Source organism: Rhizobium sp. 57MFTsu3.2, from assembly GCF_012932765.1.
Classification (GTDB): Bacteria; Pseudomonadota; Alphaproteobacteria; order Rhizobiales; family Rhizobiaceae; genus Rhizobium; species Rhizobium altiplani.
Genome location: NZ_JDWI01000033.1, coordinates 1 through 26,672 on the forward strand (window position 1 = coordinate 1; position 26,672 = coordinate 26,672).

The 26,672-nt window shown below is 56.7% G+C and carries 24 protein-coding genes and 1 pseudogene; 11 read left to right on the forward strand and 14 right to left on the reverse strand.

Translation table 11 applies throughout. From position 1 onward, the window contains the following. Nucleotides 1-413: 413 nt before the first annotated feature. The 3 genes from AF71_RS26105 to AF71_RS26115 all read right to left on the reverse strand — a co-directional run bounded on the left by AF71_RS26105 (nt 414) and on the right by AF71_RS26115 (nt 2,432). Nucleotides 414-653, reverse strand: a complete 240-nt coding sequence (locus AF71_RS26105) for a DUF2171 domain-containing protein (RefSeq protein ID WP_029792723.1) — start codon at nt 651-653, stop codon at nt 414-416. A gap of 109 nt (nt 654-762) precedes the next feature. Beyond that, on the reverse strand, nt 763-1,359 hold the full coding sequence (locus AF71_RS26110; protein WP_029792724.1) for a cysteine hydrolase: 597 nt from the start codon (nt 1,357-1,359) through the stop codon (nt 763-765). A gap of 2 nt (nt 1,360-1,361) precedes the next feature. Beyond that, a complete protein-coding gene (locus AF71_RS26115; RefSeq protein ID WP_169683792.1) occupies nt 1,362-2,432 on the reverse strand; it encodes a DNA topoisomerase IB in 1,071 nt (356 codons plus the stop codon). A gap of 96 nt (nt 2,433-2,528) precedes the next feature. Between AF71_RS26115 and AF71_RS26120 the strand changes: the two genes are divergently transcribed. Then, entirely contained in the window at nt 2,529-3,020 is a 492-nt protein-coding gene (locus AF71_RS26120; protein ID WP_169683793.1) for a ferritin-like domain-containing protein, read from the forward strand. A 489-nt stretch (nt 3,021-3,509) separates the two neighbouring features. After that, entirely contained in the window at nt 3,510-3,746 is a 237-nt protein-coding gene (locus AF71_RS26125) for a hypothetical protein (RefSeq protein WP_169683794.1), read from the forward strand. Nucleotides 3,747-3,845: 99 nt separating this feature from the next. Here AF71_RS26125 and AF71_RS26130 read toward each other — a convergent pair. Further along, nucleotides 3,846-4,702, reverse strand: a pseudogene (locus AF71_RS26130) (alpha/beta hydrolase). A gap of 485 nt (nt 4,703-5,187) precedes the next feature. Between AF71_RS26130 and AF71_RS26135 the strand changes: the two are divergent. After that, nucleotides 5,188-5,682, forward strand: a complete 495-nt coding sequence (locus AF71_RS26135) for a sigma-70 family RNA polymerase sigma factor (protein ID WP_169683795.1) — start codon at nt 5,188-5,190, stop codon at nt 5,680-5,682. Between the two features lie 80 nt (nt 5,683-5,762). Here the strand turns inward: AF71_RS26135 and AF71_RS26140 are convergent, their stop codons facing one another. After that, on the reverse strand, nt 5,763-6,104 hold the full coding sequence (locus AF71_RS26140) for a hypothetical protein (protein ID WP_169683796.1): 342 nt from the start codon (nt 6,102-6,104) through the stop codon (nt 5,763-5,765). Between the two features lie 182 nt (nt 6,105-6,286). On the opposite strand from AF71_RS26140, the gene glgX reads away from it, so the two are divergent. Beyond that, nucleotides 6,287-8,365 (forward strand): glycogen debranching protein GlgX, encoded by a 2,079-nt coding sequence (glgX, locus tag AF71_RS26145; RefSeq protein ID WP_169683797.1) that lies wholly within the window; start codon nt 6,287-6,289, stop codon nt 8,363-8,365. Between the two features lie 57 nt (nt 8,366-8,422). Here the strand turns inward: glgX and AF71_RS26150 are convergent, their stop codons facing one another. After that, nucleotides 8,423-8,587 (reverse strand): hypothetical protein, encoded by a 165-nt coding sequence (locus AF71_RS26150; protein ID WP_169683798.1) that lies wholly within the window; start codon nt 8,585-8,587, stop codon nt 8,423-8,425. 121 nt (nt 8,588-8,708) lie between these two features. Continuing rightward, on the reverse strand, nt 8,709-9,767 hold the full coding sequence (locus AF71_RS26155; RefSeq protein WP_169683799.1) for a YihY/virulence factor BrkB family protein: 1,059 nt from the start codon (nt 9,765-9,767) through the stop codon (nt 8,709-8,711). A gap of 288 nt (nt 9,768-10,055) precedes the next feature. On the opposite strand from AF71_RS26155, the gene AF71_RS26160 reads away from it, so the two are divergent. Both AF71_RS26160 and AF71_RS26165 read left to right on the forward strand, forming a co-directional pair. After that, on the forward strand, nt 10,056-10,460 hold the full coding sequence (locus tag AF71_RS26160) for a transcriptional regulator (RefSeq protein WP_029792572.1): 405 nt from the start codon (nt 10,056-10,058) through the stop codon (nt 10,458-10,460). Between the two features lie 129 nt (nt 10,461-10,589). Next, nucleotides 10,590-11,339: a Crp/Fnr family transcriptional regulator gene (locus AF71_RS26165; protein WP_029792573.1), complete on the forward strand. Its 750-nt coding sequence runs from the start codon at nt 10,590-10,592 to the stop codon at nt 11,337-11,339. Nucleotides 11,340-11,484: 145 nt separating this feature from the next. Here AF71_RS26165 and AF71_RS26170 read toward each other — a convergent pair whose 3' ends face one another. Further along, nucleotides 11,485-11,853 (reverse strand): response regulator, encoded by a 369-nt coding sequence (locus AF71_RS26170; protein WP_029792574.1) that lies wholly within the window; start codon nt 11,851-11,853, stop codon nt 11,485-11,487. 244 nt (nt 11,854-12,097) lie between these two features. Between AF71_RS26170 and AF71_RS26175 the strand changes: the two genes are divergently transcribed. Next, a complete protein-coding gene (locus AF71_RS26175) occupies nt 12,098-12,814 on the forward strand; it encodes a Crp/Fnr family transcriptional regulator (protein WP_029792577.1) in 717 nt (238 codons plus the stop codon). A 27-nt stretch (nt 12,815-12,841) separates the two neighbouring features. On the opposite strand, the gene AF71_RS26180 is transcribed toward AF71_RS26175, so the two are convergent. Continuing rightward, nucleotides 12,842-13,555: a Crp/Fnr family transcriptional regulator gene (locus AF71_RS26180; protein WP_029792578.1), complete on the reverse strand. Its 714-nt coding sequence runs from the start codon at nt 13,553-13,555 to the stop codon at nt 12,842-12,844. A 370-nt stretch (nt 13,556-13,925) separates the two neighbouring features. Between AF71_RS26180 and AF71_RS26185 the strand changes: the two genes are divergently transcribed. Further along, entirely contained in the window at nt 13,926-14,345 is a 420-nt protein-coding gene (locus tag AF71_RS26185; RefSeq protein WP_029792580.1) for a CBS domain-containing protein, read from the forward strand. A 63-nt stretch (nt 14,346-14,408) separates the two neighbouring features. After that, nucleotides 14,409-14,690: a hypothetical protein gene (locus tag AF71_RS26190; protein WP_029792581.1), complete on the forward strand. Its 282-nt coding sequence runs from the start codon at nt 14,409-14,411 to the stop codon at nt 14,688-14,690. Nucleotides 14,691-15,076: 386 nt separating this feature from the next. Here the strand turns inward: AF71_RS26190 and AF71_RS26195 are convergent, their stop codons facing one another. From AF71_RS26195 to AF71_RS26205, 3 genes are all read right to left on the reverse strand, one after another. Next, the gene (locus tag AF71_RS26195) at nt 15,077-16,762 is read right to left on the reverse strand and encodes a response regulator (protein WP_029792582.1); all 1,686 of its coding nucleotides are present in this window, start codon (nt 16,760-16,762) and stop codon (nt 15,077-15,079) included. A gap of 11 nt (nt 16,763-16,773) precedes the next feature. Next, entirely contained in the window at nt 16,774-23,025 is a 6,252-nt protein-coding gene (locus AF71_RS26200; protein ID WP_192241897.1) for a HAMP domain-containing protein, read from the reverse strand. Between the two features lie 202 nt (nt 23,026-23,227). Continuing rightward, nucleotides 23,228-23,470 carry a hypothetical protein gene (locus AF71_RS26205; protein ID WP_029792585.1) on the reverse strand — a complete coding sequence of 81 codons (243 nt, stop codon included), beginning with the start codon at nt 23,468-23,470 and terminating at the stop codon, nt 23,228-23,230. A gap of 480 nt (nt 23,471-23,950) precedes the next feature. On the opposite strand from AF71_RS26205, the gene AF71_RS26210 reads away from it, so the two are divergent. Beyond that, nucleotides 23,951-24,277: a hypothetical protein gene (locus AF71_RS26210; protein WP_029792586.1), complete on the forward strand. Its 327-nt coding sequence runs from the start codon at nt 23,951-23,953 to the stop codon at nt 24,275-24,277. Nucleotides 24,278-24,611: 334 nt separating this feature from the next. Here the strand turns inward: AF71_RS26210 and AF71_RS31905 are convergent, their stop codons facing one another. Then, on the reverse strand, nt 24,612-24,767 hold the full coding sequence (locus AF71_RS31905; protein ID WP_246733808.1) for a hypothetical protein: 156 nt from the start codon (nt 24,765-24,767) through the stop codon (nt 24,612-24,614). A 285-nt stretch (nt 24,768-25,052) separates the two neighbouring features. After that, the gene (locus AF71_RS26220; RefSeq protein ID WP_348644148.1) at nt 25,053-25,916 is read right to left on the reverse strand and encodes a hypothetical protein; all 864 of its coding nucleotides are present in this window, start codon (nt 25,914-25,916) and stop codon (nt 25,053-25,055) included. A 357-nt stretch (nt 25,917-26,273) separates the two neighbouring features. Between AF71_RS26220 and AF71_RS26225 the strand changes: the two genes are divergently transcribed. After that, nucleotides 26,274-26,648: a nodulation protein gene (locus AF71_RS26225; protein WP_246733810.1), complete on the forward strand. Its 375-nt coding sequence runs from the start codon at nt 26,274-26,276 to the stop codon at nt 26,646-26,648. Nucleotides 26,649-26,672: the final 24 nt, after the last annotated feature.

Sequence of the window (26,672 nt, forward strand, 5' to 3'; positions counted from 1 at the left end):
GAGACTTACAGGCGTACAGAAGGACAAAGCGCAACAGTTTAATTTAGGAGATTGGCCATCACGGTGAGCAGGGACGTCACCGTGCTGAGCTGATGCTGTGAACTTGCAAGTGAAGAGCAGATGGTGCGATCGATCGATCCAAGACGCGTGACACTCCGTTAATTCCACTGGCCTTTTAAGGTCGTTGCCGTGTTAGGAACGCGCGTTGCGGAAACCATCTTGGCCAGTGGTCATGTGCGACCACACACAAAGGCCGCACATATGGAAGCAAGCGATCCGATCAAAAATATCTGCAGAAAACACTTGCAACAGGGAGCCGTCCACATATGGAATTAGACAGGGAAAGAAAGTCGTGGGCGAGATTATGGGACATGCGGAAAGGCCCGCGGCCAATCAACCGCAGGCCTTGTTGCTTAGTTCGGCAGATGCGTCCATTTGGAGCGGACGTCGGATGCGTTCCTTGAAAGATGAACGTGTGCGTCGACGTGGTCGACCCACTCCAGGGGAATGAGATGGTGATGTTCTCCGTCTGGAGAATCCGACTTCGTAAGTTTGATGCTCTCGCTTCCCTCGAGATAGTCCACCGTTCCGATATGCTGGCCGTCGGCAGATTTGACTTCCATATGGTCTTTGATGTCGCTGGCTGAAATCATGACTATAATCTCCTTGGTTGGACTCAAGTCTCCAACTCGAGATGGTTGAAATGGTTCCGACCCTTGCAGGGGGATGCTCCAGCCTGTTTCATTTGGATACTCGGAAAATTCACCGCAGGTCCGGATCGGTCGCATCGATCAACCAATCTTCAGTTCGCATGATTTTGACCTGTACCGAGAAGCGATCTCCCAGCAGTTGCAGGGAAGCGTCATGCGTATCGTCCGCGCTGCTGCAAACGGCATCCTTCAGCAAGATCACACGGTATCCGAGGTCGATCGCGCCAAGGGCCGCAGCAAGGACGCATATATCCGTCTCGCCTCCACTCAATACAATGGTCCCGACTTCCTCGCTGCCAAGCGCGGAGTGAAGGCGGCCGTCGACCCAGGGAGAATAGAGAAACTTGTCGAATATGCGGGCCGGTGGAACGAGAGAATGCAAGGACGAAACAAGCTCAATCATTTCCGGCGCTAGCCGATCTGTCGTCATCATCGGCCACTTCTCATAGTAGGCCTTCCACATCCCATCCATGGCTTCCGCATTTCGTGGTGGAATGAATCGTGTGAAAATCGTGCGCTGGGGAAAGCGGGAGGCAACCTCGACCACTTCCGGTGAAACAGTCTTCATCCATGGCACCTGCCAGGGTGTGTCTTCTGCAAACATGCGCTGCATATCAATACAAAGATGAACCCACCGCTCCACCCGCATTCCTATTCGCCCCGCTGTGACTTGAGCCAATGCAAGACAGCGCTTTCCTCCTCGTCCATCCACCTGAGCAACCGCTGGCTGGTCGTCTTGCGTCTGAGCACGTCACCCAGTCGGCCAGCGCGAAAATCGCTGAATACGGCAGGATGGATATAAGAGGACCTGCAGACGCCCCTGGTGTTGACCAGCTTGGCGGCGACCAGATCGATCGCCTCGTTCATCTGCGAAACAACGGCCCGCTCTGAGCTTGCGATATCGAGCGGCGCCAACGCCGCGACCGCCAGGCAGGTGGCCCCCCAGGTTCGAAACTGGCGCGACGTGAATTCGTCACCTGCGACCTCCCTGATATAGGCGTTCACGTCCTGGGAGGAAATCTGCCGGCAATCACCATGCTCGCAAATGTACTTGAACAGCTGCTGACCGGGAAGTTCCTGCAGTCGACGGATGACGTTGGCGATCCGGCGGTCTGAATGGGCGAGGTTCCACTCCTTGCCTGACTTGCCCTTGAAGCGAAATCTTACGGTCGCGCCCTCGATCTTGACATGCCGATTGCGCAGGGTCGTCAATCCGTAGGACTTGTTTGTGTCAGCGTAGCTGGCGTTTCCTATGCGGATATAGAGATTGTCGAGCATCCACACGACGGTTGCGAGTGCCTTGTCAATGGTCAGCCCGCGCGCACGCAGGTCCGTATCAACGCGCTCGCGAATATCGGGAAGCCGCATGCCAAAGTCGGCCAGCCTGTCAAATTTTGCGCGTTCGCGCTCGGCCTGCCACTCAGGATGATATCGGTACTGTTTGCGTCCACGCGCATCAATACCAACCGCCTGCAGATGCGATCGAGCATCGGGCGAAATTATGACATCGCGATAAGCGGGTGGAATCGCCAGGCGGTTCAGGCGGGCGATTTCGTCTTTATCGGTCAGGCGGCGCCCGTCCGCGGCGTAGTAGAGAAAGCCGTTCTTGCCGCACTTGCGCGTAATCCCCGCCTCCAGGCTGGAAAGATAAACAAGGCCAGTGGAAAGTTTGGCTTCCGCAACCACCGCGGCGATCGCATTTTTGGAGAGCATCGTTGTCATGGTCACGAAACACCGAACGAGGATCATGGTTCCTTTCGGGAACATCCGCGCAAGCTTTGAGTTTGGGCAGCGCAAACTCGACATTCGGAGGACACGATGGCTACTCAAAAGACACTGGACGATCTCTTCCTGGACACGCTCAAGGATATCTACTACGCGGAAAAGCAGATCCTGAAGACGCTCCCGAAAATGGCGCGTGCTGCCCAGTCACAGGAAGGCAAAGCTGGGTTTCTCCAACATCGCGACGAGACCCAGGGGCAAATCGAGCGCCTAGAGCAGGTATTTGAGATTATTGGCAAGCCTGCCCGTGGCAAGACCTGTGAGGCGATACAAGGTATTATCTCAGAGGGCGAGGAGATCATTGAAGAATTCACGGGGTCTCCAGCATTGGATGCCGGCCTGATTTCCGCCGCGCAGGCCGTCGAGCACTACGAAATCGCCCGCTATGGCACACTGATCGCCTGGGCCAATCAGCTCGGTCTGAGGGATGCCATCCCGTTGCTGAAGCAGACCCTTGCAGAGGAAGAAGCGACCGACAAGAAACTGACACAGCTCGCCGTGGCAGCAGCCAACGCAAAGGCAGCGTAAGTACGGTTAGCTCGGCCGATTTCGTATGTGGCCGAGCTTTCCTCAAAGCTTTGTAAAACAGGGATGAAAGATGCCATATGTTGCATCCCCGAGCTATTGTGACGACGCGCAAGCGCGAGAGGCAAATCTCATCGAGTGTCTCCTACCCGCAAGGCGGTTTCTGGATGAGACGTCACATGCGTCAGAGACCGAAAGGATTGAGAATCTCGTTGCATCCGCCGTTAGCGCCGGGTGGGAAGAGGACGAGGTTCGCAAAGCACTCAACGCCACAAATGCACACTCACGCCAGGCTTCAACCGATACCCAAGAGTTCGCAACAATTGGATTGGTGCCGACGTCGACGAAGATACCGTAAGGTGCTGTCAAAGCGCTCGTAGGGTTTCCAGCAGTCAGCATGTCTCCAGGACCTGGCCTCGTCTCTCCAGCCCTTACGTGGCCGTCATCAAGCGCGGTGAAGGACCAAGCTTCACTGCCAGGAAGGTTAGGACCATGAAGCGATTTTTCTTCAACATCCGAGAGGGCGACGAACTTATCGAGGATCCAGATGGCACTCTTCTTTCGGATCTCACCAGTGCGATTTCGGAAGCGAATGGCGCTGCTCGAGAACTGCTTGCAGCGGAAATCAGAAATGGTCGGTCGGTCGATGGGCGCAGCATCGAGATTGCCGATGAAACACGCACCGTCGTGGCCGTGATAGCGCTGCGCTCGATCGTGGCGGGCCAATGAGCGTCCCAGCTTTGCCTCAAAAATGCGAGACTGCACAATCCGCCGCCAACAGCCCAAGGGACAATCGCCCGGTCAAAGACGATCGTCAAAAGAGCCGTGCTACGCGAAAAAGAGCCTGAGGGAAGTGGCCAATGCCTGCGGATTTTCCTCAGCGACATGGTGGCCGCTGTCTAGCGGATGCCCCTGCACATCGTTTGCCCAGGAGCGCCAAATCTGCAAAGGGTCTCCGAAATGATCCGCGAGATCATCGAAACGTGACCAAAGGCATAGCAACGGGCACTGGATTTTCCGGCCATGGTTTCGATCCTCGACGTCATGTTTCCAGTCGACAGTCAACCCCGCACGGTAGTCCTCGACCATGCCATGGATGACGACCGGATCCGTAAGCGCCGAAACGACGTCGTCATAGGCTTCCTTGCCCATGAGGCCAGGCTTGATCGCGTCATATCAACCCAAAGGATTGGCATTTATCGCTGCCTCCGGCTTGAGTTCTTGAGAAAAGAAGAACCAGTGATACCAATCGCGGGCAAAACGCCAGTCCATGCGCTCCAGGTGGTCGATGATCGGAATGCTATCGATGACCGCTAGCCTTTGCACCGCCAAAGGATGGTCCGTCGCGAGCCGAAATGCGAGTAGCTACCCCGATCGTGCCCGGCAACCGAGAATGTGCGGTATCCCAGGATCCGCATCAATTCCAGACAGTCCATAGCCTTTTCTCTTTTAGACGAGGCATGGCTGTCAGGCGAATCCTGCGGTTGGAAGGATCTCCCGAATCCTCGCAGATCGGGGCAGATGATCGTGTAATATGGAGAAAGAAGGTCTGCCACAGTCGCCCAGGTCATGTGAGTGCGCGGATGTCCATGCAACAGCAGCAAGGGTGGACCGGAGCCGCCGTGGCGGACCCGCAGTTGCCCTGGCCCGACGTCGATTGTCTTTAACTCAAAGCCGCAAAACACGTTCGTTTGGCTCCCTCATTGACCACGTCAGCCGTGACATTGACCGCGTAAAGCAGGTCTACTCCAGCTTCCCGAGAATTGCCCCGACCTACGACACGATACGATGCGGATCTGTCTCGCATGTCGGTGGAACCGATGACCGCAATGAGTGTTGCACTTTGGAGCGCGTGCCGTGTCAACCGGACGCGACAGGGATGGTGAACATGCTGATTTTTCCGGTTTCTCACCATGGCCAACGAATTGGCAGGCGAGCACCCTACCTGTCCGGCAGCGCGCTTGCCATAGCATGATCGACGGAGGGTATCCCGTCAGATCGGCGCTAGGCGTTCCCCGGGTTGCTTGCGCGCGTCTCAACTCTCCTGTTTGCCTTTCAATCGTAGCTTTTCCGAGCCTCATTATTGTACGGTACTGGACCCTTTTCCAGGTTTCCGGAACAGATTGGTTGCCCCACCATTTTTCTGCGGAACAATGACGGAGCCCCTCAAGTGGAAACCCAATTAATTGACCTTCTTCCCGCCCTCAATGCGTTTGCCTTGAAACTCGCGAAGAATTCCGAGGATGCCGATGACCTGGTCCAGCAGACCATTACGAAGGCGCTTGCACACCGGAACCATTTCGAGCCCGGCACGAACCTCAAGTCCTGGACCTTCACCATATTGAAAAATGCGTTCCTCAGCCAAACCCGCTCCTCGCAGCGCAGTCCACTTGGAATAGACGAAGACGCGGCATTGTCCGATGTTCCCGTATCATCATCGCAGGAATGGGCAATGCATTACAGGGATGTCGAAAAGGCAATCGACAATCTCTCGCCCCTTTATCGGGAGGCGCTCATGCTGGTCGCGTCTGGCGCTTCCTACGAAGAAACCGCTCACAGATTGCATTGTGAGATCGGCACCGTAAAAAGCCGTGTCGGCCGTGCCCGATCGCGACTATTGAGCTCCCTCGGCGCAGTCAGTTACGACGAAGCACTGGCAATTTGACGAAGGACACAATGCCCACACTGGGGATCAAGACGCTTTGCCTATCGCAGAGGAAACGATCCCGCGAACGGTAGCCTACTTTACTTTCTCGGTCCTGTTGGACTTGTCACGCCCGTTGGTCCGCTGCCGCCGCCACTTGGCGAGGGACTACGGTCGATCGTGGTCGGTGCTACGGCCGGCGGTACGTTTGATGGCGGCTCTTTCATTTGCGCTTTCGTCGAGGCGGTAGCCGCGGGATCCGTCCTAACGGAAGGCGGCCAGACGAGGTAGCTAAGCAGAGCCACCATGAACACTGCCAGGCCGACAATTCCCGCTCCCCAGATAAGCCAACGCCGCGTCGTGTCCTGTCGAATTGCATCCTCGTCTTGATAGCGTCGATCGGTTTCGTACTTTTTGACGTTCTTGTCGTCACCAGTGCTCATGGATGGGTCCTCCTGCGCCCCAACCGCGTTTGCCTGAAATGGTTCCAACTGCCGTTCGAGATGTCTCAATACTACTTTGGCAACAAAACTGCCGGATGGTCCGCACCCGTGTTCTTGAGCAGCCCGGAACCTAAAGAAGCCTCACGTGTTCTCATCTCCAGTCTTCTCCTCAAGGAAATGCCATGCGCCGACCCCCTTCCCGCATCCAGGCCGGTGATTATACGATCCTCGGCGCCACTCCTGACCAGGAAGGTACGAACTTCGCACTCTTCAGCGCTCATGCCGAACGCGTGGAGCTATGCCTTTTTTCCGATGATGGAAGACAAGAAATCGAACGAATTGAGCTTCCCGAGTACACCAACGAGATCTGGCATGGATATATTCCCGGTCTCAAGGCCGGGTCGCTCTACGGCTACCGCGTTGATGGACCGTATGAGCCCGAAAACGGGCATCGGTTCAATGCGAACAAACTGCTGGTTGATCCGTACGCCCGGGAGCTTGTTGGCGAAATCAACTGGGGCCAGGCCCAGTTTGCCTATCAGATGGAGGACCCTGAAAAGGACCTGGCATTCGATGACACCGACAGCGCGGCGGACATGCCGAAATGCCGCGTCGTTGATGCGAAAGCCTATGACTGGAAGGGGGATGCCAAGCCTTCGATCCCGTGGTCATCGACCATCTTCTATGAGTGTCATGTCAAAGGGTTTACGCAATTGCACCCGGCAGTCCCCCGCAATCTTCGGGGAACCTTTGAGGGCCTCGCGGACAAGGACATTATCGCCTACGTCAAGAGCCTTGGCATTACCTCCATCGAACTCTTGCCAATTCACTGGTTTCCCGACGATGCGCATCTCCTCGATAAGGGTTTGAGGAATTTCTGGGGCTACAACACCCTTGGTTTTTTTGCACCGGCCTCGCGCTACTACGGCCCTGACGCCATGGCCGGCTTTCGCGACATGGTCAGGGCCTTCCATGACGCCGGCATCGAGGTGATCCTGGATGTCGTGTACAATCATACAGCCGAGGGCAATGAGCTTGGCCCCACGCTCTCGTTCAAGGGGATCGACAATTTCTCTTATTATCGGACGTTGCCGGGCGAGCCTCGCTACTACATCAACGATACCGGTACCGGAAACACGATCAACACGTCGCATCCCCGAGTGCTGCAAATGGTGACGGACTCCCTTCGCTACTGGGCTGAGACCATGCACATCGACGGGTTCCGCTTTGATCTCGGCACCATTTTAGGACGCGAGCCGAAAGGCTTCGACCAGCGTAGCGGGTTCTTCGATGCAATCGGCCAGGACCCGGTGCTTTCAAAGGTGAAACTCGTGGGCGAGCCATGGGACATAGGACCAGGTGGTTATCAAGTCGGTGGCTTTCCACCCGGATGGGCTGAATGGAACGATAAATATCGAGATACGCTTCGCAGTTACTGGCGGGACGAAGACGGGATGACGCAAGACTTCGCCGCCCGTGTGCTCGGTTCCGGCGATATCTACGATCTGCGCGGGCGCAGGCCATGGGCTGGCATCAACTTCATCACGGCGCATGATGGCTTCACGCTCAACGACCTCGTCTCCTATAATGAAAAGCATAATGAAGCGAACGGCGAAGACAACCAGGACGGCCACAACGACAATCAAAGTTTCAATTATGGCGTGGAAGGTCCAACAGGTGATGAAGCGATCAACATGGTGCGCGATCGGCAGAAACGAAACTTTCTGACGACGCTGTTCTTGTCCCATGGGACGCCCATGCTGCTGGCTGGTGATGAGTTCGGCCGGAGCCAGATGGGCAACAATAATGGCTACTGCCAGGATAGCGAGGTGAGCTGGGTGCCCTGGGATAACCTTCCAGCCAGTGCCGAGGAACTACGGGAATTTTCGACGCGGCTGATCAAGCTGCGCCGTCAGCACCCGATCTTCAGGCGCGAGAACTGGCGCGACGGCATGGCTGTCACCTGGTTCAATCCAGTCGGCGGAGTACAGACCGAGGAACATTGGTCCGATCCTGGAAGCACGACCATTGGCCTGAGGCTATCGCAATCCGATTGTTCCGACGAAGGATGGAATGACGTCCTTCTTCTGTTCAATCCTCACGACGGTGACGTGGACTTCAAGCTTCCCGCGGATAAGGATGACTGGATAACAGTCCTGACAACAACCAATCCCGATGCCCGTGAAGAAACGATTGAAGCCGACGAATACCGCCTCTCCCCGCGAAGCGTCGTTGTTTTGAGATCCGGCACCCCCGCGTGATGCGAGAAGTCGGCGCAGAAAGACAGAACGCTAAACTAACCGTTTTTGGCCAAGTGGCTATTGCCGAAATCGATCGGGGCGTCGCCGTGTACCCTTTTTCAGCGCTGCAAGGTTTCGTCGCTCTTCGAGAAAATAGTCGAGATACCCGACCAAGGCGTAGGTGAGGTATCGAGCGCTCGCAACGAGCACTATTATCAATGTGGTGACGATAGCAAACGTCATCGTGATCTCCTATGCGGATGACAAAACCACCAGCGTTGCCGAAGGTTTCCGGCAATCGTCACTGTTTCTTGATGTCGCGGGAATCTTGCTATTTCAGTCGTGGCCCGCCGGTTCAGACAAATCACTCATCGGCCGTCTTTCCCAGCGTATCTGCAACATAGGCACCGCGGGCTCCCATAGGCAACGCGGCGCCGGTCGTCGTATCCCTTGCGGTTTGATGCTCCAGTTCTGCATTCAATTCGCCGCCTACGATCAATATGACAAACGACAGCCAGGTCCAGACAAGGAAACCCATCAGCGCCCCCAAAGTACCATAGGTTGCGTTGTAGTTGGCGAAATGGTCGAGATAGAACGAGAAGCCGGTTGACATTAAAAACCAGGCCAGCGTCACGAGAGCGGCCCCCCAGGTCATCCACCGAAGCTTTGCCGGTTCGCGACTTGGTCCGAACCGGTATACGGCAGTTGTTGCGATCGCCGCAATCAGGAGGAGGAAAGGCCAGCGCAGCAAAAGGACCAGATTTTCCTTGAATTGATCGAGCCACAGATAGGACAACAAGACGGGCATCACCGCGACCAGTCCAATCATCAAGGTTGCAGCAAGCATTGCGCAAAGCGTGAAACAGAGACCAAGCACGTTCAGCCTGATCAGACCGCGCTTTTCCGTTTCCTCATAAGCGATATTCATTGCGTCGAAAATGGCAAGCGTAGCGCTGTGAGTGCTCCATACCGCGACTGCCAGGCCGACAAAGAATGTCAGCCCCAGCGTGCTGCTTCTCGCTTCAACGAGGCTCCTGATCCGATCGGCGATGAGGTCGAACGCGCCTGGCGGCAACAATGCCGAGAGTTCGCGCAAGTGATCAGCCATTGTCGCCGGGTCTGCAACCAAACCATAGATGGCAACAAGGGCGGCGAGCGCGGGAAAAAGCGCCAGGAGGAGATAGAAGGTCACGCCGGCCGCGATGAGTGCCACGCGGTCATCAAGAACCTCATGAACCACGCGCCAAAAGACGTCGCGGAGGCCTTTCATTGGTATGGCCTCTGGAACCTTGGCGTGTCTACCCCTCCCATGATCTTCTGCAGCGGTTTGTACGGCGCCGTTCGCCGCGCTTCGCGTCGTAGTGAGCAGGCCGAAAAGAGCCATCGACAGAATGAGCAGTGTCGTTGTGCTTGAAGATTTCATGGCAGACGCCTCGGGGCCTTTGCGAGTATTGCCACTCGATAACGCACTTACCCGGAAAAGGATGCAGTGAACCGGAAAGTCGAGGCCCGACACTTCATAGGCACTGCCGCCGCAAGTGCCAGTTAGAGGGCGGAACAAAAGATCGCCTCCATTGTTTGGATTCGCGCAACCAAGAAGTGAGTGGACCAACTCACAGAAATCGACTTTATGGAGAGGAAATGGTTTACGGGCCGGCCGCATCTCGGCAGGGACCGGACACTATCTAGAGTCGAAAGGCAAGAATGACTCGTGAGGGAAATCGTGGCCAATAAGGACCTAAATAACCATGGCTTTCCGCTCAACCTGTTCGCCGGCAAAAGAATCTTGGTCGTTGAAGTGGATTACTTTGTGGCGGACGAAGCTCGGCGGCTCCTGGAGGCAGCTGGCGCGAGGATCACGGGGGCGAGCGTCCCGTTTGCTATCAACATGATTGACCCTGAGGCAACCGACGCCGCCATCCTTGATATCAGGTTGGACGTGGAAGCAGCTTTTCTGATTGCGGATCGGTTGTACAGCTTCAGAATTCCATTCGTGTTTGCGACCTCACACGTTGACACCAGCGTTAAGGATAGCTTCGGCGGTTTTCACCTTTGCGAAGACGTCCATGCATTGGGTGATATTGCGCTCGCTCTATTTTCCACAAAGCACCATTAAGCCCCGGACGAGACCCACTCTCGCGGATGATCGGAACTTTTAGGGCACGAACCTGTTTCACCTGATCCGTCGTCTTCCAAGGCACTCGTCATCGCGCACTTAAGGCGGGATGGCGCCGAAGGCTCCGTCATGACTGGAAACCGCAGCAGTAACAGGCTTATTAACAGCCTTTCCGATCACGACTATGATCTGATCTCGACGGGCCTCGAGGAAGTCGATCTTCCCCAAGGCTTCCACCTCGCCACGGCCGGGCAGTCATTCAACCATGTCTATTTTCCCTGCAATGGCATTGCTTCGGTCATTGCAGTGTCTCCCAAGGGCCGGCGGGCAGAGGCAGGAATGGTGGGGCGGGAAGGGTTTACGCCCATAGGAGGGCTTGTAAGGCCAAGTGAGGGCCCATTCGATATTGTCATCCAGGTCGCGGGGCATGGCCTGCGGCTGAAGCTCACGGCGTTGCACGGTCCTGTCAACAGCAGTCCGGCGCTGAGGGACCTTTTGCTTCGTTATCTCGTGGCGTTCAACCATCAAGTTGCTTTTACCGCACTTTCCAATGCATCCCATACGATCGATGTTCGGCTGGCGCGATGGATATTGATGTCGCAGGATCGGATGCAAAGCTCCCAGATCGCCCTGACGCACGACTATCTTTCTCTGATGCTCGCCGTACGAAGGCCCTCGGTCACAATTGCGCTGCACATGTTGGAAGGGCAACGTCTTATTCGATCAGAGCGCGCTTTGGTTGTGGTGCGGGATAGAAGCGGTCTTGAAGACTATGCAGGGGACGCATATGGCGCTCCCGAGCGAGAGTACCGTCGATTGATGGACATAGACCAGGTCAAAACCACACCAAGGGTCGGTGCTGTGGCGCCGCTGATCTAGAGTACGAAATGACGGGCAGCGGTGCATGTAGATCGCACGCGATTGCCATTCCTTTCATCACCTGCAACAGCGCCAACGCCCCTGGCAATTCGGATATAGGTCTGCTTAAATCCACTGTGTCCGTCATTCTTTAAAAACAAGAATTCTACTGTCGAATCCGGTCATAGCGGGTGGCATGCCTGAGGGCCGCACGTGCGATGGCGGCAGAGACCTGTTCTTCGCTTAATGGCTTCATGATCACTTCACTGGATCCAGGCCGGCTCTCAGACCTTCCGGCCCCGGTTACATAGATGACCTCCAGTCGGAACATGTCGATGAGCTTGCGCCCCATAGACGCTCTGGTCGGTCCGTCGGCAAGTTTGAGGGCGACTAGAGCAATGTCTGCGGTGGCTGCGTAGGCGAGAGCCTGCTCCATTCTCTGCAGCGGACCGACGCTTCGATGCCGCGCCGCCTCGACAATGGACTGGAGGTCCTTGGCAAGGACGTAATCGTCTTCAACGATCATGATGCTCATCTTTTTCATTCCTCCCCAACCATATGTAGATCACTGGTCACTTCGCGTCAGCGGTCGACACCGTAGACGTGCCGCAAAAGCGCTGGAGGGCTGTATTCATTAAGCAGACTGCCCCTTTCAATCGTTAGGCCTGGCGCGCCTTTCAATCACCAATAGGGAACTTTGCATGTCCTTTCCCGGTTAGCACATCAGGCGGAGGCGCCAGACTGGTGCGATCATTCCTGCCGGACGGAAAGGAAAGGCCATGGTTTCGCCAGCTCAGTCCTCGGTGACAAACAAGCTGCTGAACATCCTGCCTGAAAGCGACTACGGCCAAATTGCGCAAGATCTTGAATTCCTCAAGCTTTCGCGGGGTACTGTCGTTGCCCATGCAGGGCAGCCCATCGATTACATCTATTTTCTCACGTCAGGTATCGGATCGATTATCGCGTCGACGCCCGAGGGCAACCGGGCCGAAGCAGGAATATTCGGCTCCGATGGCTATGTTCCAACCTCTGCCGTGGCGAGTACGGAAAACAGCCCCCACGAAGTGGTGATACTTCTCGATTCGGAGGCCTATCGCATGGATTATGGGCGTTTTCGCGGATGGATGGACCAAAACCGGAATTTTTCCAAAGTGATGATCCGTTCGATTGAGGCCTTCTCGGTCCAACTGACCTACACCGCCATTTCAAACGCAATCCACGACGTTACCGAGCGACTGGCACGCTGGATTCTAATGTGCCATGACCGTGTGCCGGGCGATGAAATCGGGCTTACGCATGAATTTATCTCCCTGATGCTCTCGGTTCGAAGGCCGAGTGTCACGACCTCATTACACATCCTCGAGGGTAACGGCTTCATCAAGTCGGAGCGGAGCAATATTATCATGCGCAACCGACCTGCAATGGAGGAGTTCGCCCGCGACGCCTATGGCAAGCCGGAAGAGGAATATCGACGGTTGATGAAAAACCTGTTCTGAACGGAGAGCAAAGACGCAAGCGCCTGATCAGAGATCGCCGATCAGGCGTCGGTATTCTTCTTCCGGCTTGCCGTAGGCATTTCCTGCAAACTCTTCCATTCCACGCCTGTCACGGATCATGATCCGTCCGCGCTCGGATCGGATAAACCTTTTGCCCTCGAGTACATGGAGCGCAGTTGTCACGCTCGGTCGCCTAACAGAGAGCATCAAAGAGATAAAGTCGTGGGTCAGGGCGATTTCATCACCGTCAACCCGGTCATGCGACATGAGTAGCCAGCGCGCCAATCGCACGTCAATCTGGTAATTTGCGTTCGACAGGGCAGTGAAGGAGATCTGCGATGCGAACGTCTGGATAAAGCGCGCCAGAAGATTGGCGAAAGCAGGATATTGAGAAATCGCCTGCAGCGCCGCATCTAATGTCATTCTATATCCGTATCCTTCTACCTGCATCAATACCTCGTGGACGCTGATCGTGCCACCGACGCCTGCCGACGTCGGCGAAAAGCCCTCGCGTCCAAACATCCCCGCTTCAGCTCTTTGGCGGCCTGAGGACACTGTAATGACGGAGCCGATCCCCCTGCAGAGGAAGTAGACGTGCTCGATGAGAGTCTCGGCCTTAACAATGACGAAGCCCTGGGGAAGATGAACTGCCTCAAGTGATGGCACAATGGCGCGGAACTCCTCATCAGGAAGGCGGGCCAGGAGCCGATTTTGCATGGTGGATCGATCAGCGACGGACATTGGACTCAGAATGAGAGGGAACACGAACGACAGGATCGTCGCTGCACGATTCAGCTTCACCTGCGCATTGCCGGCTGTATAACATCCTGTTGTTGCCTATGTTTTTGCGTACGCTGGCAGACCGTCGAGATGCAGGTGCCCGGTCAGATAGGCACGCCTGGGCGCCCGTCCTTGGTTTTGAGCCGGCTTGCGCAAGAGCACTTGCCGAGCGATGCCCTGCGACAAAAAACACATAGGCTGTGAAGCATCTCACCAAATCCAGTTTGCATCGGAGCGCGCGCATCGTCTTCCGACGCAATTCTCCTGGCGTGCCAAAGGGAACAACCTTCAAGATTGGAGGTTGTCTCAGTCGAGCACGGAGGAAAAACCGATGAAAGTACGAGAGGTGATGACCACAAAAATCGTCACGGCTGGTCCTGGCGCTCGAATTCGCCGTGTCGCGCAGCTGATGTCGGAAGTGGATACCGGGATAATCCCGATCATTGACGGAGACGCCATTGGTGTCGTGACCGACCGAGACATCGTCATACGAGCCGTGGCCGAGGGAATATCCTGTGATCAACCCGTTTCCAGTATCATGACGTCTGGAATAGAGGGCTGTCTAGAGGAGGACGATCTCCTGGAAGCGGCCGCACGGATGTCGGAGCTTCAGATGCGTCGGCTTGTCGTGTTCGATGCAGCCGGAACCGTTTCCGGGATCCTCTCCCTTGGCGACATCGCAGTCCGACAGGAGGAAATGGCCGGTGTCGCATTGGAGGAAATATCTGATGACACTCAACGGCGGGACTAAGGCCCGAGTTTCAGAAAGCGGCTCTTCCGCGGGCCGTTTCCGGGAAAGTTACAGGGGAGTTCAATGCAGGGTTCAACGAACAGAGACGGTTGGTCGCCAGCCGACGAAGAGGACCTTAAGACGGCAAATCCTCCCTCGCGGGCTCGGTTTGAAAAGACGGGACGCGAACAAGCTCTCCTCTTTGCTCAGGAGGAAATTACGCGGTTGCGGCTCGAGATCGACGAGATCGCACATGCCGTCGACAAGATGGCGACAACGGTTTCGACGCCCGACAGTCGAGTGATCCGGCTCGCCCCCCTGATCCTTTTGACCACGCTCGCAGCCCTTTGTTCCAGGAACAGATAGAGTCAGCCGGCCGGGCCAACGAGAATTGATCTTTGCCAATCTGTGATCGGTAATCGTCGCAGCATGTCCGAACGAAACACATGAATTCTGTTGGTTGCCAGGCACAGCCGAAATCGCGAAGCGAAACCTGCAATTCACTTTTTTCTAAGAGTTGGCTGTCAAACAGAGATCGCGCGATTTGTCTGGCGTTCGCGCCCAAAGGTGTTTCTATGACGCTCAAGCCCGCTCTTATCGGTGTCTGGTTATTGGCTGGTGTCTTGTCGATACTCGTCGCTATCAATCCATTTGGGCGTCATGACATTGACGCGTCCACAACCGCGTCAATTCCCGACCGGTAGATCGGTTGACGCCGGACTGAGCGACGCGTTTGTCCTGGTGAGCGACTATCAATGGCGGCCCGACTGCACGGTCGACCCTTGGGGAGTTTTTGCCTGCTGGAGGGCTTCCTTCAGCTGGGCCTGCGAGAAGGGTTTGGTCAGTCTGATCAGTTCAGTTAGCTCCTGATCGTCGGGCAACTCAGCATAGCCGGATGCCAGTATGATCGGAAGCGACGAGAAGGAGTCGAGTATAATTCGGGAAAGCTCGGCTCCGGTCATACCGGGCATGGAATGATCAGTAATCACAATATCAAAACGCTTTTCTTCCCCAAGAAGCTGCAAGGCCTGCGATGCCGAGGTCACTTCAACGGCGATGTGACCGAGGTCCTCCAGCATCGCCACGGTTCCCATACTGACCAATGGATCGTCGTCCACCACAAGGACAGTAAGCTCTCCTGACAGCGGCGGGGCATCGGAGGCACCGTCAACACGCCCACCCGCAACCGGATCGCTCGACGTGTCGGCAACCGGCAACCAGACACTCACGGATGTCCCAGCCCCCGGCCTGCTTGCCAGCTCGAGCGCCCCGCCGGATTGGGCAGCCAGACCCTGGACCATCGATAGTCCGAGACCGGTGCCTTTTCCTGGCCCCTTCGTCGTGAAAAACGGCTCAGTTGCCCGCGCAAGCGTTGGTTCGTCCATTCCGGGGCCATCGTCCGTGACGCGGATACGCACGTAGCGACCATCGCTTAGTGATCCCGGGTGATCGGCAGCATCTACCTGGAGGATGATGGTGCCCGCCCCATCCATCGCGTCGCGCGCATTGACGAAAAGGTTCAAAAGAGCAAGTTCGAGCTGATTGGCATCGACAAGTATGCTCGGCAGCTCCGGGGCGACGTCTAGTTTGATGTCGATGCCCTGGCCCACGGCCTTGACGAGGAGATCTTCAATGTTGGCAAACAGCTGTTCAAAATCGACAGTGGTCGGCTTCAACTCCTGACGCCTGGCAAAGGCAAGCAGGCGCTGGGTCAGGGCCGAACCGCGTTCGGCAGCCTGAATGGCATTGCCGAGCAGTCGCTCGCTGCGATTGTCCTCGGGCAAGCGCTTCTTCAAGAGGCTCAGACTTCCAAGGATTGCCATCAGAAGGTTGTTGAAATCATGCGCCACACCGCCGGTCAGCTGACCGATCGTGTCGATCTTCTGAGCTTCGAACAATTGCGCGAGAGCCTCCTCACGCTCGCGTGTCCTTTGTTCGATGCGGTGTTCCAGCTCCTCATTCAACCGGCGCAGTTGCTCCGATGAGGCCTCGAGTTCGGCGGTGCGCTGGCTGACCCTTTGTTCCAACTCGCTGTTCAGCCTCTCGAGCTCCTTGGTCTTGCGATAAAGGTCGGTGAAGACCCGCACCTTGGCCCGCAGGACGTCGGGCACGATTGGAACGGAGACGTAGTCGACAGCACCTGCAGCGTATCCTCGCAGCCGATCAGGCTCGGTCATCATGACCGCCGAAACAAAAATGATCGCAGTGTTCTGGTAACGCGGATGTTCGCGGATCATGCTGACAAGCTCGAAGCCGTCCTGTTCGGGCATGCACACATCGGCGAGAATGACCGCTATCTCGTTGCGAAGAAGATGTTCAAGTGCCTCCCTGGCGGACTGAGCTTTGATCAGGTTTTCACCGAGATCCTTGAGGATGACCTCATAGCTCAAGAGCTTCGCCGGTTGATCGTCCACGAGAAGGATGTTCAATCGTTCCAATCCCGCCTCCCTCACCGATGCAGCCACATGCGCAAAGCAGACAGCAATTGCTCGGTATTGACCGGCTTTGCCAGGTAGTCGGAGGCGCCGGCCTCCAGACATTTTTCACGGTCGCCCTTCATCGCCTTTGCGGTCAGCGCCAGGATCGGCAGCCTCTGGAAGCCCGGCCTGGCACGTATCGCCATCATTGTTTCGTAACCGTCCATGCCAGGCATCATGATGTCCATCAAAACGATGGCAACCAACGCTTCCCTTTCCAGAATCTCGATCGCCTCGCTTCCGGTGGTTGCCGTCAGAACCTTCATGCCTCGGCGCTCGAGAACACTGCTGAGAGCAAAGATGTTCCGCGCGTCGTCATCAACAAGCAGCACCGTCTCGCCAACCAGACTTTCGTCTGAACTATGGAGCTGCTGGAGCATCCTCTGCTTTTCGGTCGGTAAGTCAGCAACGACGCGGTGCAGGAAGAGCGCCGTTTCGTCCAACAGCCGTTCGGGCGATTCAACGCCCTTGACGACGACGCTGCGCGCCATGCTGTGCAAACGGCTGTCGTCGTCGGGAGACAGTTCCCGACCGGTGAAGACAACCACGGGAACTTCGGCGATATCGCCATCAGCGTGCATCTTCTCGAGGACGTCAAAGCCGGACATGTCGGGCAGGGTGAGATCGAGAACGACACAATCGGCCGGATCACGCTTCAGGGAAGCCAGGGCGTCGCCACCTGACCCGACGCTTTCAATCTCGATATCGTCATGGCCGAGGAGCGCTGCTACGCTTGCGCGCTCGGCCTCGTTGTCGTCGACGACGAGCAGTCGCCGACGCCGTGACTGCGCATAGGTTTTCAGCCGCGACAGGGCCTCGCCAAGCCCCTCCGACGTGGCCGGCTTTTTGAGGAATGCAAAGGCACCCCGTGTCAACCCATGCTGCCTGTCGTCGTCGAGACTGACAATCTGAACGGGGATGTGCCGCGTTTGGACGTTCTGCTTAAGCTGGCTGAGAACACTCCAGCCGAGCATGTCAGGCAGGAAAATGTCGAGCGACATTGCCGTCGGCTGATATTCCTGCGCCAAAGCCAGCGCTTCACTGCCGCGTTGGGCGACGATAACCTTGAAGCCACGATCGTGGGCAAGATCCATCAGGATACGCGAGTAATGGGGATCGTCTTCGACCACGAGAAGTACCAAATCGGTGGCCGCGACTTCTTCACGATCATCCAGCAAGCGTTCAGCCGGTTTGTCGCCCCGTCTAACGGCCGCGACCTCGGCAAGCTGTACGACATTGGTCCCTTCGGCCACTACCCTTGCCGTCGTTGAACCGGCATAGGTGAGCGGCAGGAAAAGCGTGAATGCACTGCCTGCTCCCGGATTGCTGCGAAGCTGAATTTCTCCGCCAAGCAAATTTGCGAGCTCACGGCTGATGGCAAGTCCAAGGCCCGTGCCACCGTACTTACGGCTCGTCGACGCATCGGCCTGCTGGAATGCCTCAAAGATGATGCGCTGCTTTTCGAGTGCAATGCCAATGCCGGTATCCGTCACCTCAAACGCGATCACCGATGCCGCGGCTTTCAGGGATGGGTGGTCTGGCGACCAGCCATTTTCGACCATGGCGACCTTCAGTGTCACCCCACCCTCGGCAGTGAATTTGAACGCGTTCGACAAGAGGTTCTTCAGAATCTGCTGCAGCCGCTTAGCGTCTGTCATGATGCTGTCGGAAACGTTTGCCGCAATCTCCACGGCGAAAGAAAGTCCTCGATTGTCGGCTTCGTGCCCGAAGGGTCGCGCCATGGCTTCCAGAAGGCTGCTGATCCTTATCTCTTCCGCATCGACCGATACTGTTCCCGACTCGATCTTGGACAGATCGAGAATATCGCTGATCAGGTTCAAAAGATCGGTACCGGCAGCATGGATCGTTTTTGCAAATTCGACCTGTTTGCCCGAAAGGTTGCCTTCCGGATTGTCACCGAGCTGCTGGCCGAGGATCAGGATGGAGTTGAGAGGTGTCCGCAACTCATGCGACATGTTGGCGAGAAACTCGGACTTGTATTTCGATGTCAGGGCAAGCTCCGTGGCCTTTTCTTCAAGCGCCCGGCGCGCCTGCTCGATCTCCTGGTTCTTGCCTTCTACCTCGACGTTTCGCTCCTCGAGTTGCTGTGCCTTTTGTTCGAGCTGCTCGTTTGTCTGCTGCAATTCGCGTTGCTGGGTCTGAAGTTCTCCCGCCAGCTGCTGCGATTGCTTGAGCAAGCCCTCCGTCTGCATCGTCGCCTCAATGGAGTTGAGCACAATACCGATCGAGGTCGTCAATTGATCCAGGAACGACAGTTGCAGCTCGCTGAAGGTCCCGGCAGAGGCCAGTTCAATGACGGCTTTGACCTGACCCTCGAAATGAACCGGAAGGACCACGGCGCTGCGTGGCAATGTTGAAAATACACCCGAACTGATCGGAACGACGTTGCTTGGCAAATCGGTGATGACGATTGCCCTTGCATCACTGGCGCATTGCCCGACAAGGCCCTGCCCCAATTCGAGCCGCTTCGGGTGTTCTGTCTCCAGGCCCTGCGCATAAACGGAAAGAAGCGACAAGACCGGACGATCCGTCTCTGCGTCGACCTGATAGATGACCCCCTGATGCGCCCCGACCAGCGGCGCCAACTCCGAAAGCAGCATTTTTCCAACCACGGTCAGGTCGCGCTGACCCTGCAGCATGTTGGTGAAGCGTGCAAGGTTCGTCTTCAGCCAATCCTGCTCGGTATTGCGCTCGGTGGTGAGACGCAGGTTGTCGATCATCGTGTTGATATTGTCCTTGAGTTCGGCGACCTCGCCTCGCGCGTCGACCTTGATCGAACGCGTCAAATCACCCTTTGTCACGGCCGTGGCCACTTCTGCGATGGCGCGCACCTGTGTTGTCAGGTTGGCGGCAAGGAGATTGACGTTGCCCGTCAGATCCTTCCATGTGCCAGCAGCGCCTGGTACATTCGCCTGGCCGCCAAGGCGGCCCTCGACGCCGACTTCGCGGGCAACGCTCGTCACCTGATCGGCAAAGGTCGCAAGGGTGTTCGTCATATTGTTGATCGTTTCTGCCAGCGCAGCGACCTCGCCTTTTGAAGCCACGGTCAAATTCTGCTTGAGGTCACCGTTTGCCACAGCTGTCACGACCTTGACGATGCCGCGGACCTGTTCGGTGAGATTGGCCCCCATGACGTTGACGGTATCGGTAAGGTCCTTCCAGGTGCCGGCGACACCAGGCACCTGCGCCTGGCCGCCGAGCTTGCCTTCGGTCCCGACCTCGCGCGCCACACGCGTCACCTCGCCGGCAAACGCATTCAGCTGGTCCACCATGGTGTTGATGGTGTTCTTGAGTTCGAGGATTTCGCCCTTCACATCGACAGTGATCTTGCGAGACAGGTCCCCGCGGGCGACAGCAGTCGTCACTTCGGCGATGTTGCGGACCTGGGTGGTCAGGTTGGCTGCCAGAAGGTTGACGTTGTCGGTAAGGTCCTTCCAGGTTCCAGCAACACCTGGCACCACGGCCTGGCCGCCAAGACGGCCATCCGTTCCCACCTCGCGGGCCACGCGCGTAACTTCGCCGGCAAAGGAGCGCAGCTGATCTACCATAGTGTTGAGCGTATCCTTGAGGAGCAGGATCTCGCCGCGAACATCGACCGTAATCTTACGCGACAGATCACCGTTGGCGATCGCCGTTGCAACTTCGGCAATGTTGCGAACCTGGGCGGTCAAATTCCCGGCCATGGAGTTGACGCTGTCGGTAAGGTCCTTCCAGGTGCCGGCGACACCCGCGACCTGGGCCTGTCCGCCGAGCTTGCCCTCGGTTCCGACTTCACGCGCGACACGCGTCACCTCTCCGGCGAAGGCGTTCAACTGGTCCACCATCGTGTTGATGGTGTTCTTGAGCTCCAGGATCTCACCCTTGACGTCGACGGTGATCTTGCGAGACAGGTCGCCTCTTGCGACCGCGGTTGTGACTTCGGCGATATTGCGCACCTGACCGGTCAGATTCGACGCCATGAAGTTGACGTTCTCAGTCAGATCTTTCCAGGTGCCGGCGACACCTGGAACCTGGGCCTGTCCGCCGAGTTTTCCCTCTGTTCCCACTTCACGGGCGACACGCGTGACCTCCGAGGCGAAACGGTTCAGCTGATCGACCATTGTGTTGAGGGTTTCCTTTAGTTCAAGGATTTCCCCGGACACGGAAACGGTAATCTTCTTCGACAGATCGCCATTGGCGATCGCTGTCGAGACCTCGGCGATATTGCGCACCTGCGCCGTCAGGTTGCCAGCCATGGAATTCACACTGTCAGTCAGGTCTTTCCAGGTACCGGCAACGCCAAGCACATTTGCCTGGCCACCGAGCCTTCCTTCCGTTCCGACCTCGCGCGCAACACGAGTGACTTCGCCGGCGAACCCGTTCAGCTGATCTACCATGGTATTCAAGGTTTCCTTCAGCTCGAGAATCTCGCCGGAAACCGGAACGGTGATTTTCTTCGACAGGTCGCCCTGGGCAACGGCGGTCGCCACCTCAGCGATATTGCGCACCTGGCCCGTGAGGTTCGATGCCATGGAGTTGACCGAATCTGTCAGATCCTTCCAGGTTCCTGCGACGTCGCGGACATTGGCCTGGCCCCCGAGCCGGCCTTCGGTACCAACCTCTCTTGCAACGCGGGTTACTTCTGAGGCAAACGCGTTAAGCTGGTCGACCATCGTGTTGATCGTTTCCTTAAGTTCGAGAATCTCGCCCTTGACGTCGACGGTGATCTTTTTGGACAGATCGCCATTGGCGATCGCAGTTGAAACCTCGGCGATGTTTCGGACCTGGGCGGTGAGATTTCCGGCCATCGAGTTGACGTTTTCGGTCAGATCCTTCCAGGTGCCAGCTGCACCGCGGACATTGGCCTGTCCGCCAAGGCGCCCTTCGGTTCCGACCTCACGCGCAACACGGGTTACTTCGGAGGCGAATGCGTTAAGCTGGTCGACCATCGTGTTGATGGTTTCCTTGAGTTCGAGAATTTCGCCCGAAACGGTGACCGTGATCTTTTTCGACAGGTCGCCGCTTGCGATCGCCGTCGAGACCTCGGCGATGTTTCGGACCTGAGCAGTCAGATTCGAGGCCATGGAATTGACGTTGTCGGTCAGATCCTTCCAGGTCCCGGCGACACCATGCACCTGCGCCTGGCCGCCAAGACGGCCCTCGGTTCCCACTTCACGCGCGACGCGCGTGACTTCTCCGGCAAATCCGTTCAGCTGATCCACCATGGTGTTGATGGTTTCCTTCAGCTCCAGGATCTCGCCCGAAACGTCAACGGTGATCTTGCGCGAAAGATCTCCACGCGCCACAGCTGTGGTCACCTGGGCGATATTTCTGACCTGCGCAGTCAGGTTGCCGCACATTGCATTGACGCTGTCGGTCAGGTCCTTCCAGGTCCCGGCGACGCCCGGCACCAGGGCCTGCCCACCAAGCTTTCCTTCGGTGCCGACCTCACGTGCGACACGGGTCACCTCGGAGGCAAAGGAACGCAACTGATCGACCATGGTATTGATCGCTTCCTTCAGCTGCAGAATTTCGCCCCTGACGTCCACTGTGATCTTCTTTGAGAGATCGCCATTGGCGACAGCGATTGTGACATCGGCAATGTTGCGCACCTGGGCCGTCAGGTTCGATGCCATGGAGTTGACGCTCTCGGTCAGATCCTTCCAGACGCCGGTTACCTCCGGCACTTGCGCCTGCCCGCCCAGCTTTCCATCAGTACCGACCTCGCGCGCCACGCGCGTGACCTCGGAGGTAAAGAGGCTCAACTGCTTGATCATGGTATTGACGATGTCGGCCGATCGAAGGAACTCGCCCTTGAGTGGACGGCCCTCGACATCGAGCGGAACAGTCTGCAACAGGTCGCCCTTGGCGATGGCCGTTATAGTGTGGGTGACAGCAGTGGTTGGCCACAAAAGATCATCAATGAGGTGATTGATGGATCCTTCCATTGCCGCCCACGAGCCATCCGACAATCCAAGGCGCACGCGTGTGTTCGTCCTGCCTTCCCACCCGACAACCTCGCCGACGTGATCCAACTGTTGAGCCAGGCGTTGATTTGCCGCGATGATGTCATTGAGGGCATCAGCGATCTTGCCGGTCTTACCAGTCAGATCCGAGCGCATGCGAACGGAAAAGTCACCTCTTCGCGCTGAGAGAAGGACATCGAGCAGCGCAGCGGAATCCTCCGCCGCCAAGGGCGCATCGTCCGCAAGGACATTATGGATTACAGGATCGATCGCGCGCTTATGTTCACCTGAACTGGTCACCACACAGCCTCCCTCAAACCAGCGCTTAACTAGCGCGGCGGAAAGGAAATTCTATGTGCGCTATCAAACCGATAGACTGCATCGGCGCCAAGGAGGCGTATTTCTTGACCTGATGCCGTTGAGCGTACGCTATGGTACAAAGATTTCGGGGTGGGATTGATCAGGAAGCGGCCTTTTGCTGCTTCCAATTGCGATAGGGAAGCAGAAGCATCCCCGGATACCGCTTCTCGATTTCGCTTTCCGTCAGCGCAATTCTCGGCAGGACATCATCGAGATCCGGTTGCTGAGGGTTCTCGCTTGCCTTTTCGAGCAGTTCCATGACAGCAAACAGTTCATCGTCGATCATCGCCCCAAAGCGACGGGCAAGGTCATCGACAGGCGCGGCAAGGATTTTCTCTGACATAGTCGTCCACTCTCGTGATCCGGATCATACGCGCGGCAATACCGCGCGCGTTTCTAGCTGGAGCCGAGCGCGGCCCAAGAAACGATACAAATGTAGAGAAAGAAGAACATGAGCCCCACCCCACGATCAGAATGATCGCAAGCCGGCCAGCTCTTCGCTTGGTCTTTCTTTCGCCTGGCGAATTGGCGGTCGCCTCGATCGGATCTCTTGAACGTTCATCATCAGCTCTTGGCGGAAACGCCTGGTTCGGGCCTAACCCGTGCGGCGGTCCAAAGTTCCGCGGAACTCGGGGTTGCGCCCGGATCGGCGCCATTTTCCTGGCGGCGCCCCGATGCTGGACCCGGGAACAATAGCCACCGGCTGCGGTTTATCAGTCCACGACGTGATGTAAGGCATGGGCAATCGCGCAAGGACGATCAGGCGGAGGCCAGGCCCGTCCATGATCGCGGTTGCCCACCGCCCGCAACTTCGGAGGTTGGCATGATCTCAGGTGAGCAAGTAGGGGCAGCACGAGCACTCTTGCGATGGCGCCCGGAGGACCTAGCTGAAGCTGCGGGAATTTCTGTCGCGATCGTCAATGGAATGGAAGCACAACAGGGTCCCCTTCCTGACACCCCGTCGGTTCGGGCAATCGCCGATGCAATTGCTGCAGCAGGCGTCATGGTGTTTGGCGAAGGATCCGTCGACGGGGGCCCGGGCGTGCGGCTCATGGCAAAATCGTCCGCCGCAATCGACGTCAACGTGACCCAGACTGTCCAGTACAAGGAATTCCTGGAAAACGATACTCCTCCTGGTGTCGGCGGATGAGCTGGAGCTCTCCCGATGGGAACGGTACGTTTTCAAACCTCGCCATTACTTTAGGGATTTCTGATTGACCTATTAAGTCAAAGTCAAGGTGAATAGTCTGGCAACGTTTAGTGAAGGAGCCGACCATGTGTTTGCCGACCTACTGGGCAAGTATGTGCTGTGATGGACAAGAATTACCTGGGGGCCGCAGCCTTGGGTTCGGCACTCCGTAGTAAGCGAGGTCGTGGGACCCTTTAATGACCGGCGAGAGGGTTTCAAAGCCTCGATGAGGCACACATCGACGCCGCGGTGCTCACGCTGGATGAGCTTTGAGCCGAATAGCGGCACATCTCGGCTAGCGTTGAGGCGCCTTGCTGTTGTGCCGCTCCCTGTGTTTCAGGAGTCGGAACTCGCGAATCGCCCGGCAGAAGTTGACTTCGATCAGCTTGCCGGCTTCGATGTGCTGCTGAGCGGCAAGGCGCGAAACAGCGGCGGCGCGCTTTCCCGCCAAAATCATCTCCAAGAGACAATCTTGGCCGATAGATAAGTATCATCCAATGGAGAACGTCAAGGATGGCGAAGATTTCCCAGGAAAAGGGCAGTAACCGTTCGGAGGGCAATGGAGTTATTTTGAAAACTCTCGGGCGTAACCTCACCTACTCACTTATATTCGCGGGTCTTACTGCCGCTGCCACACGCTAATAATAGCGATGATGGATTGACGTTCGCCCGTGTGGTCGGAACCGAAACCTTGCCACGCCTGACGGAGGCTCATGCGCTCTGGAGAAAAAGAGGCTCAATCTCGAACGCTGCCGGTCCCAACCTTCGGCATTGCTGGTCCCTCCGCACCGGCAACGAATGGGGCTGCAACCGCCGCCGAGATTGATTGCGCAATCGCCATCTGGACGTCGAGAATACTTCGGCCCTTAATCTTGACGTCATAGTCGCTCGACCACACGACTGCACCGTCTGCCCCCCGGACCAGGCGTGCGATTGCTCGTACATCATCAGCCTCCAGGCGTATGCTGCCTTGCAGAGTGTATGTCGTGTCGGCCTCATTGGCGTTGGTTTTTGCGCCCTCCGTGATCACGACCAGTTCTTTGGACTTCACGAGATTGACGACGATTTCATTTTTCAGCCCACTCAGGACTTCATTCGAGACCCTCGTTTCTTCGTTGGTCGCAAAGGGCTTGACTAAAATCGTTGCCCTGCCGCCGCCCATGACTGGCTGCTTCGATGTAATGTTATTTCTTTCGGTGAACGACGCCATCACCACGGCGGCAAGTACAATCATTCCAGCGGTGATCATGATCCAACGAGGCAATCTGCTTTCGCGCTTTGGCGGCTCGGTTGGCGGCTTCTCGGGCAATGACGCGCCTGCGGCACAGACCGTTTGCGCTTCATCTTCAGTCCTGGTGCCACCCTCAATCGCCCGTTTTGCGAAAGTTGGAACGTAACCGCCAGCCGGAACGGCAATCAGTACCTCATCCATTGAGCCGCTCGTCAGATAGTACCGCTCAAGAGCACTACGAAGCTGGCGTGCTGCCATTCGTACGCAAGGATCATTCTGCATATCGAATGAGGCGTCGCGTCCGAAGACGCTGGTTGCGATAGTGAATGCCTTCAGATAGGCGGCGCGTCCTTCGAGTGTCTCGTTCACGATGAACTGCAAAAACCTGTGCCCGCGATCGGGGAGAATGAAGTCTGGGCTCGACAGTATGCGATCCAGATGTTCTCGGACCTCGGCAGGAGAGGGGTGCGAGTGTACGCTTGCGGATTGACTTCTCATCGGGCTCCTTTCGACAAGTGCACAACTAGAAGAATATATAAATGACAGCTTATCGACATGTAGTTACATGGCAATTAACTTTATTGAGATGACCCAAAAAAAGCCCCGCTAATTCACGGGTGGGGTTAGAACGGGCACGGAAACAGAACATACCGTAATTTACTTCCGTGGCGGCCCGCGGTTGCTACATTGTTATTGGGTAGACGATCGCCATTGGAGAACGATTGGATGGAGAAGGACGGCTGCCGTGCGACCGCGCAATCTGGATTGCGTCGGTTGATGCTCAAGCTGCCTGCGCAACGCCAACTGCTCCAGAAACTGCCCGCGTCCAGCTCATGGCGGTTTTTTTGCAATCTTATTGAAGCCTACGATGAGGGTTGCGTCGCACTGGAAGCCTTCCGGCGTGACGGTGCTGACCGCTTTTATATCGAGGAGTACGAGACGATGGTCGCTGAATTGGAAGCTGATGTCGTCCGAGACCTCGAGCGGGTTATCATTTGGCCTAACCACTGCCGAGCACGCATGTTGTTGGCTGGGGTCACAGAAAAAGGCCTCCCGATAATTCCAAAGGTGTGGCCGCTAAAGCGCCGCAACGCTGCTTAGCCTTGAATGTGATGATTGCTCTGC

Excerpts from the sequence above, each read along its gene's own strand:
- AF71_RS26105 (WP_029792723.1), bottom strand. The coding sequence starts at position 653 with ATGATTTCAGCCAGCGACATCAAAGACCATATGGAAGTCAAATCTGCC.
- AF71_RS26110 (WP_029792724.1), bottom strand. The coding sequence starts at position 1,359 with ATGCGGGTGGAGCGGTGGGTTCATCTTTGTATTGATATGCAGCGCATG.
- AF71_RS26115 (WP_169683792.1), bottom strand. The coding sequence starts at position 2,432 with ATGACAACGATGCTCTCCAAAAATGCGATCGCCGCGGTGGTTGCGGAA.
- AF71_RS26120 (WP_169683793.1), top strand. The coding sequence starts at position 2,529 with ATGGCTACTCAAAAGACACTGGACGATCTCTTCCTGGACACGCTCAAG.
- AF71_RS26125 (WP_169683794.1), top strand. The coding sequence starts at position 3,510 with ATGAAGCGATTTTTCTTCAACATCCGAGAGGGCGACGAACTTATCGAG.
- AF71_RS26140 (WP_169683796.1), bottom strand. The coding sequence starts at position 6,104 with ATGAGCACTGGTGACGACAAGAACGTCAAAAAGTACGAAACCGATCGA.
- glgX (WP_169683797.1), top strand. The coding sequence starts at position 6,287 with ATGCGCCGACCCCCTTCCCGCATCCAGGCCGGTGATTATACGATCCTC.
- AF71_RS26150 (WP_169683798.1), bottom strand. The coding sequence starts at position 8,587 with ATGACGTTTGCTATCGTCACCACATTGATAATAGTGCTCGTTGCGAGC.
- AF71_RS26155 (WP_169683799.1), bottom strand. The coding sequence starts at position 9,767 with ATGAAATCTTCAAGCACAACGACACTGCTCATTCTGTCGATGGCTCTT.
- AF71_RS26165 (WP_029792573.1), top strand. The coding sequence starts at position 10,590 with ATGACTGGAAACCGCAGCAGTAACAGGCTTATTAACAGCCTTTCCGAT.
- AF71_RS26170 (WP_029792574.1), bottom strand. The coding sequence starts at position 11,853 with ATGAGCATCATGATCGTTGAAGACGATTACGTCCTTGCCAAGGACCTC.
- AF71_RS26175 (WP_029792577.1), top strand. The coding sequence starts at position 12,098 with ATGGTTTCGCCAGCTCAGTCCTCGGTGACAAACAAGCTGCTGAACATC.
- AF71_RS26180 (WP_029792578.1), bottom strand. The coding sequence starts at position 13,555 with ATGTCCGTCGCTGATCGATCCACCATGCAAAATCGGCTCCTGGCCCGC.
- AF71_RS26185 (WP_029792580.1), top strand. The coding sequence starts at position 13,926 with ATGAAAGTACGAGAGGTGATGACCACAAAAATCGTCACGGCTGGTCCT.
- AF71_RS26190 (WP_029792581.1), top strand. The coding sequence starts at position 14,409 with ATGCAGGGTTCAACGAACAGAGACGGTTGGTCGCCAGCCGACGAAGAG.
- AF71_RS26205 (WP_029792585.1), bottom strand. The coding sequence starts at position 23,470 with ATGTCAGAGAAAATCCTTGCCGCGCCTGTCGATGACCTTGCCCGTCGC.
- AF71_RS26210 (WP_029792586.1), top strand. The coding sequence starts at position 23,951 with ATGATCTCAGGTGAGCAAGTAGGGGCAGCACGAGCACTCTTGCGATGG.
- AF71_RS26225 (WP_246733810.1), top strand. The coding sequence starts at position 26,274 with ATGGAGAAGGACGGCTGCCGTGCGACCGCGCAATCTGGATTGCGTCGG.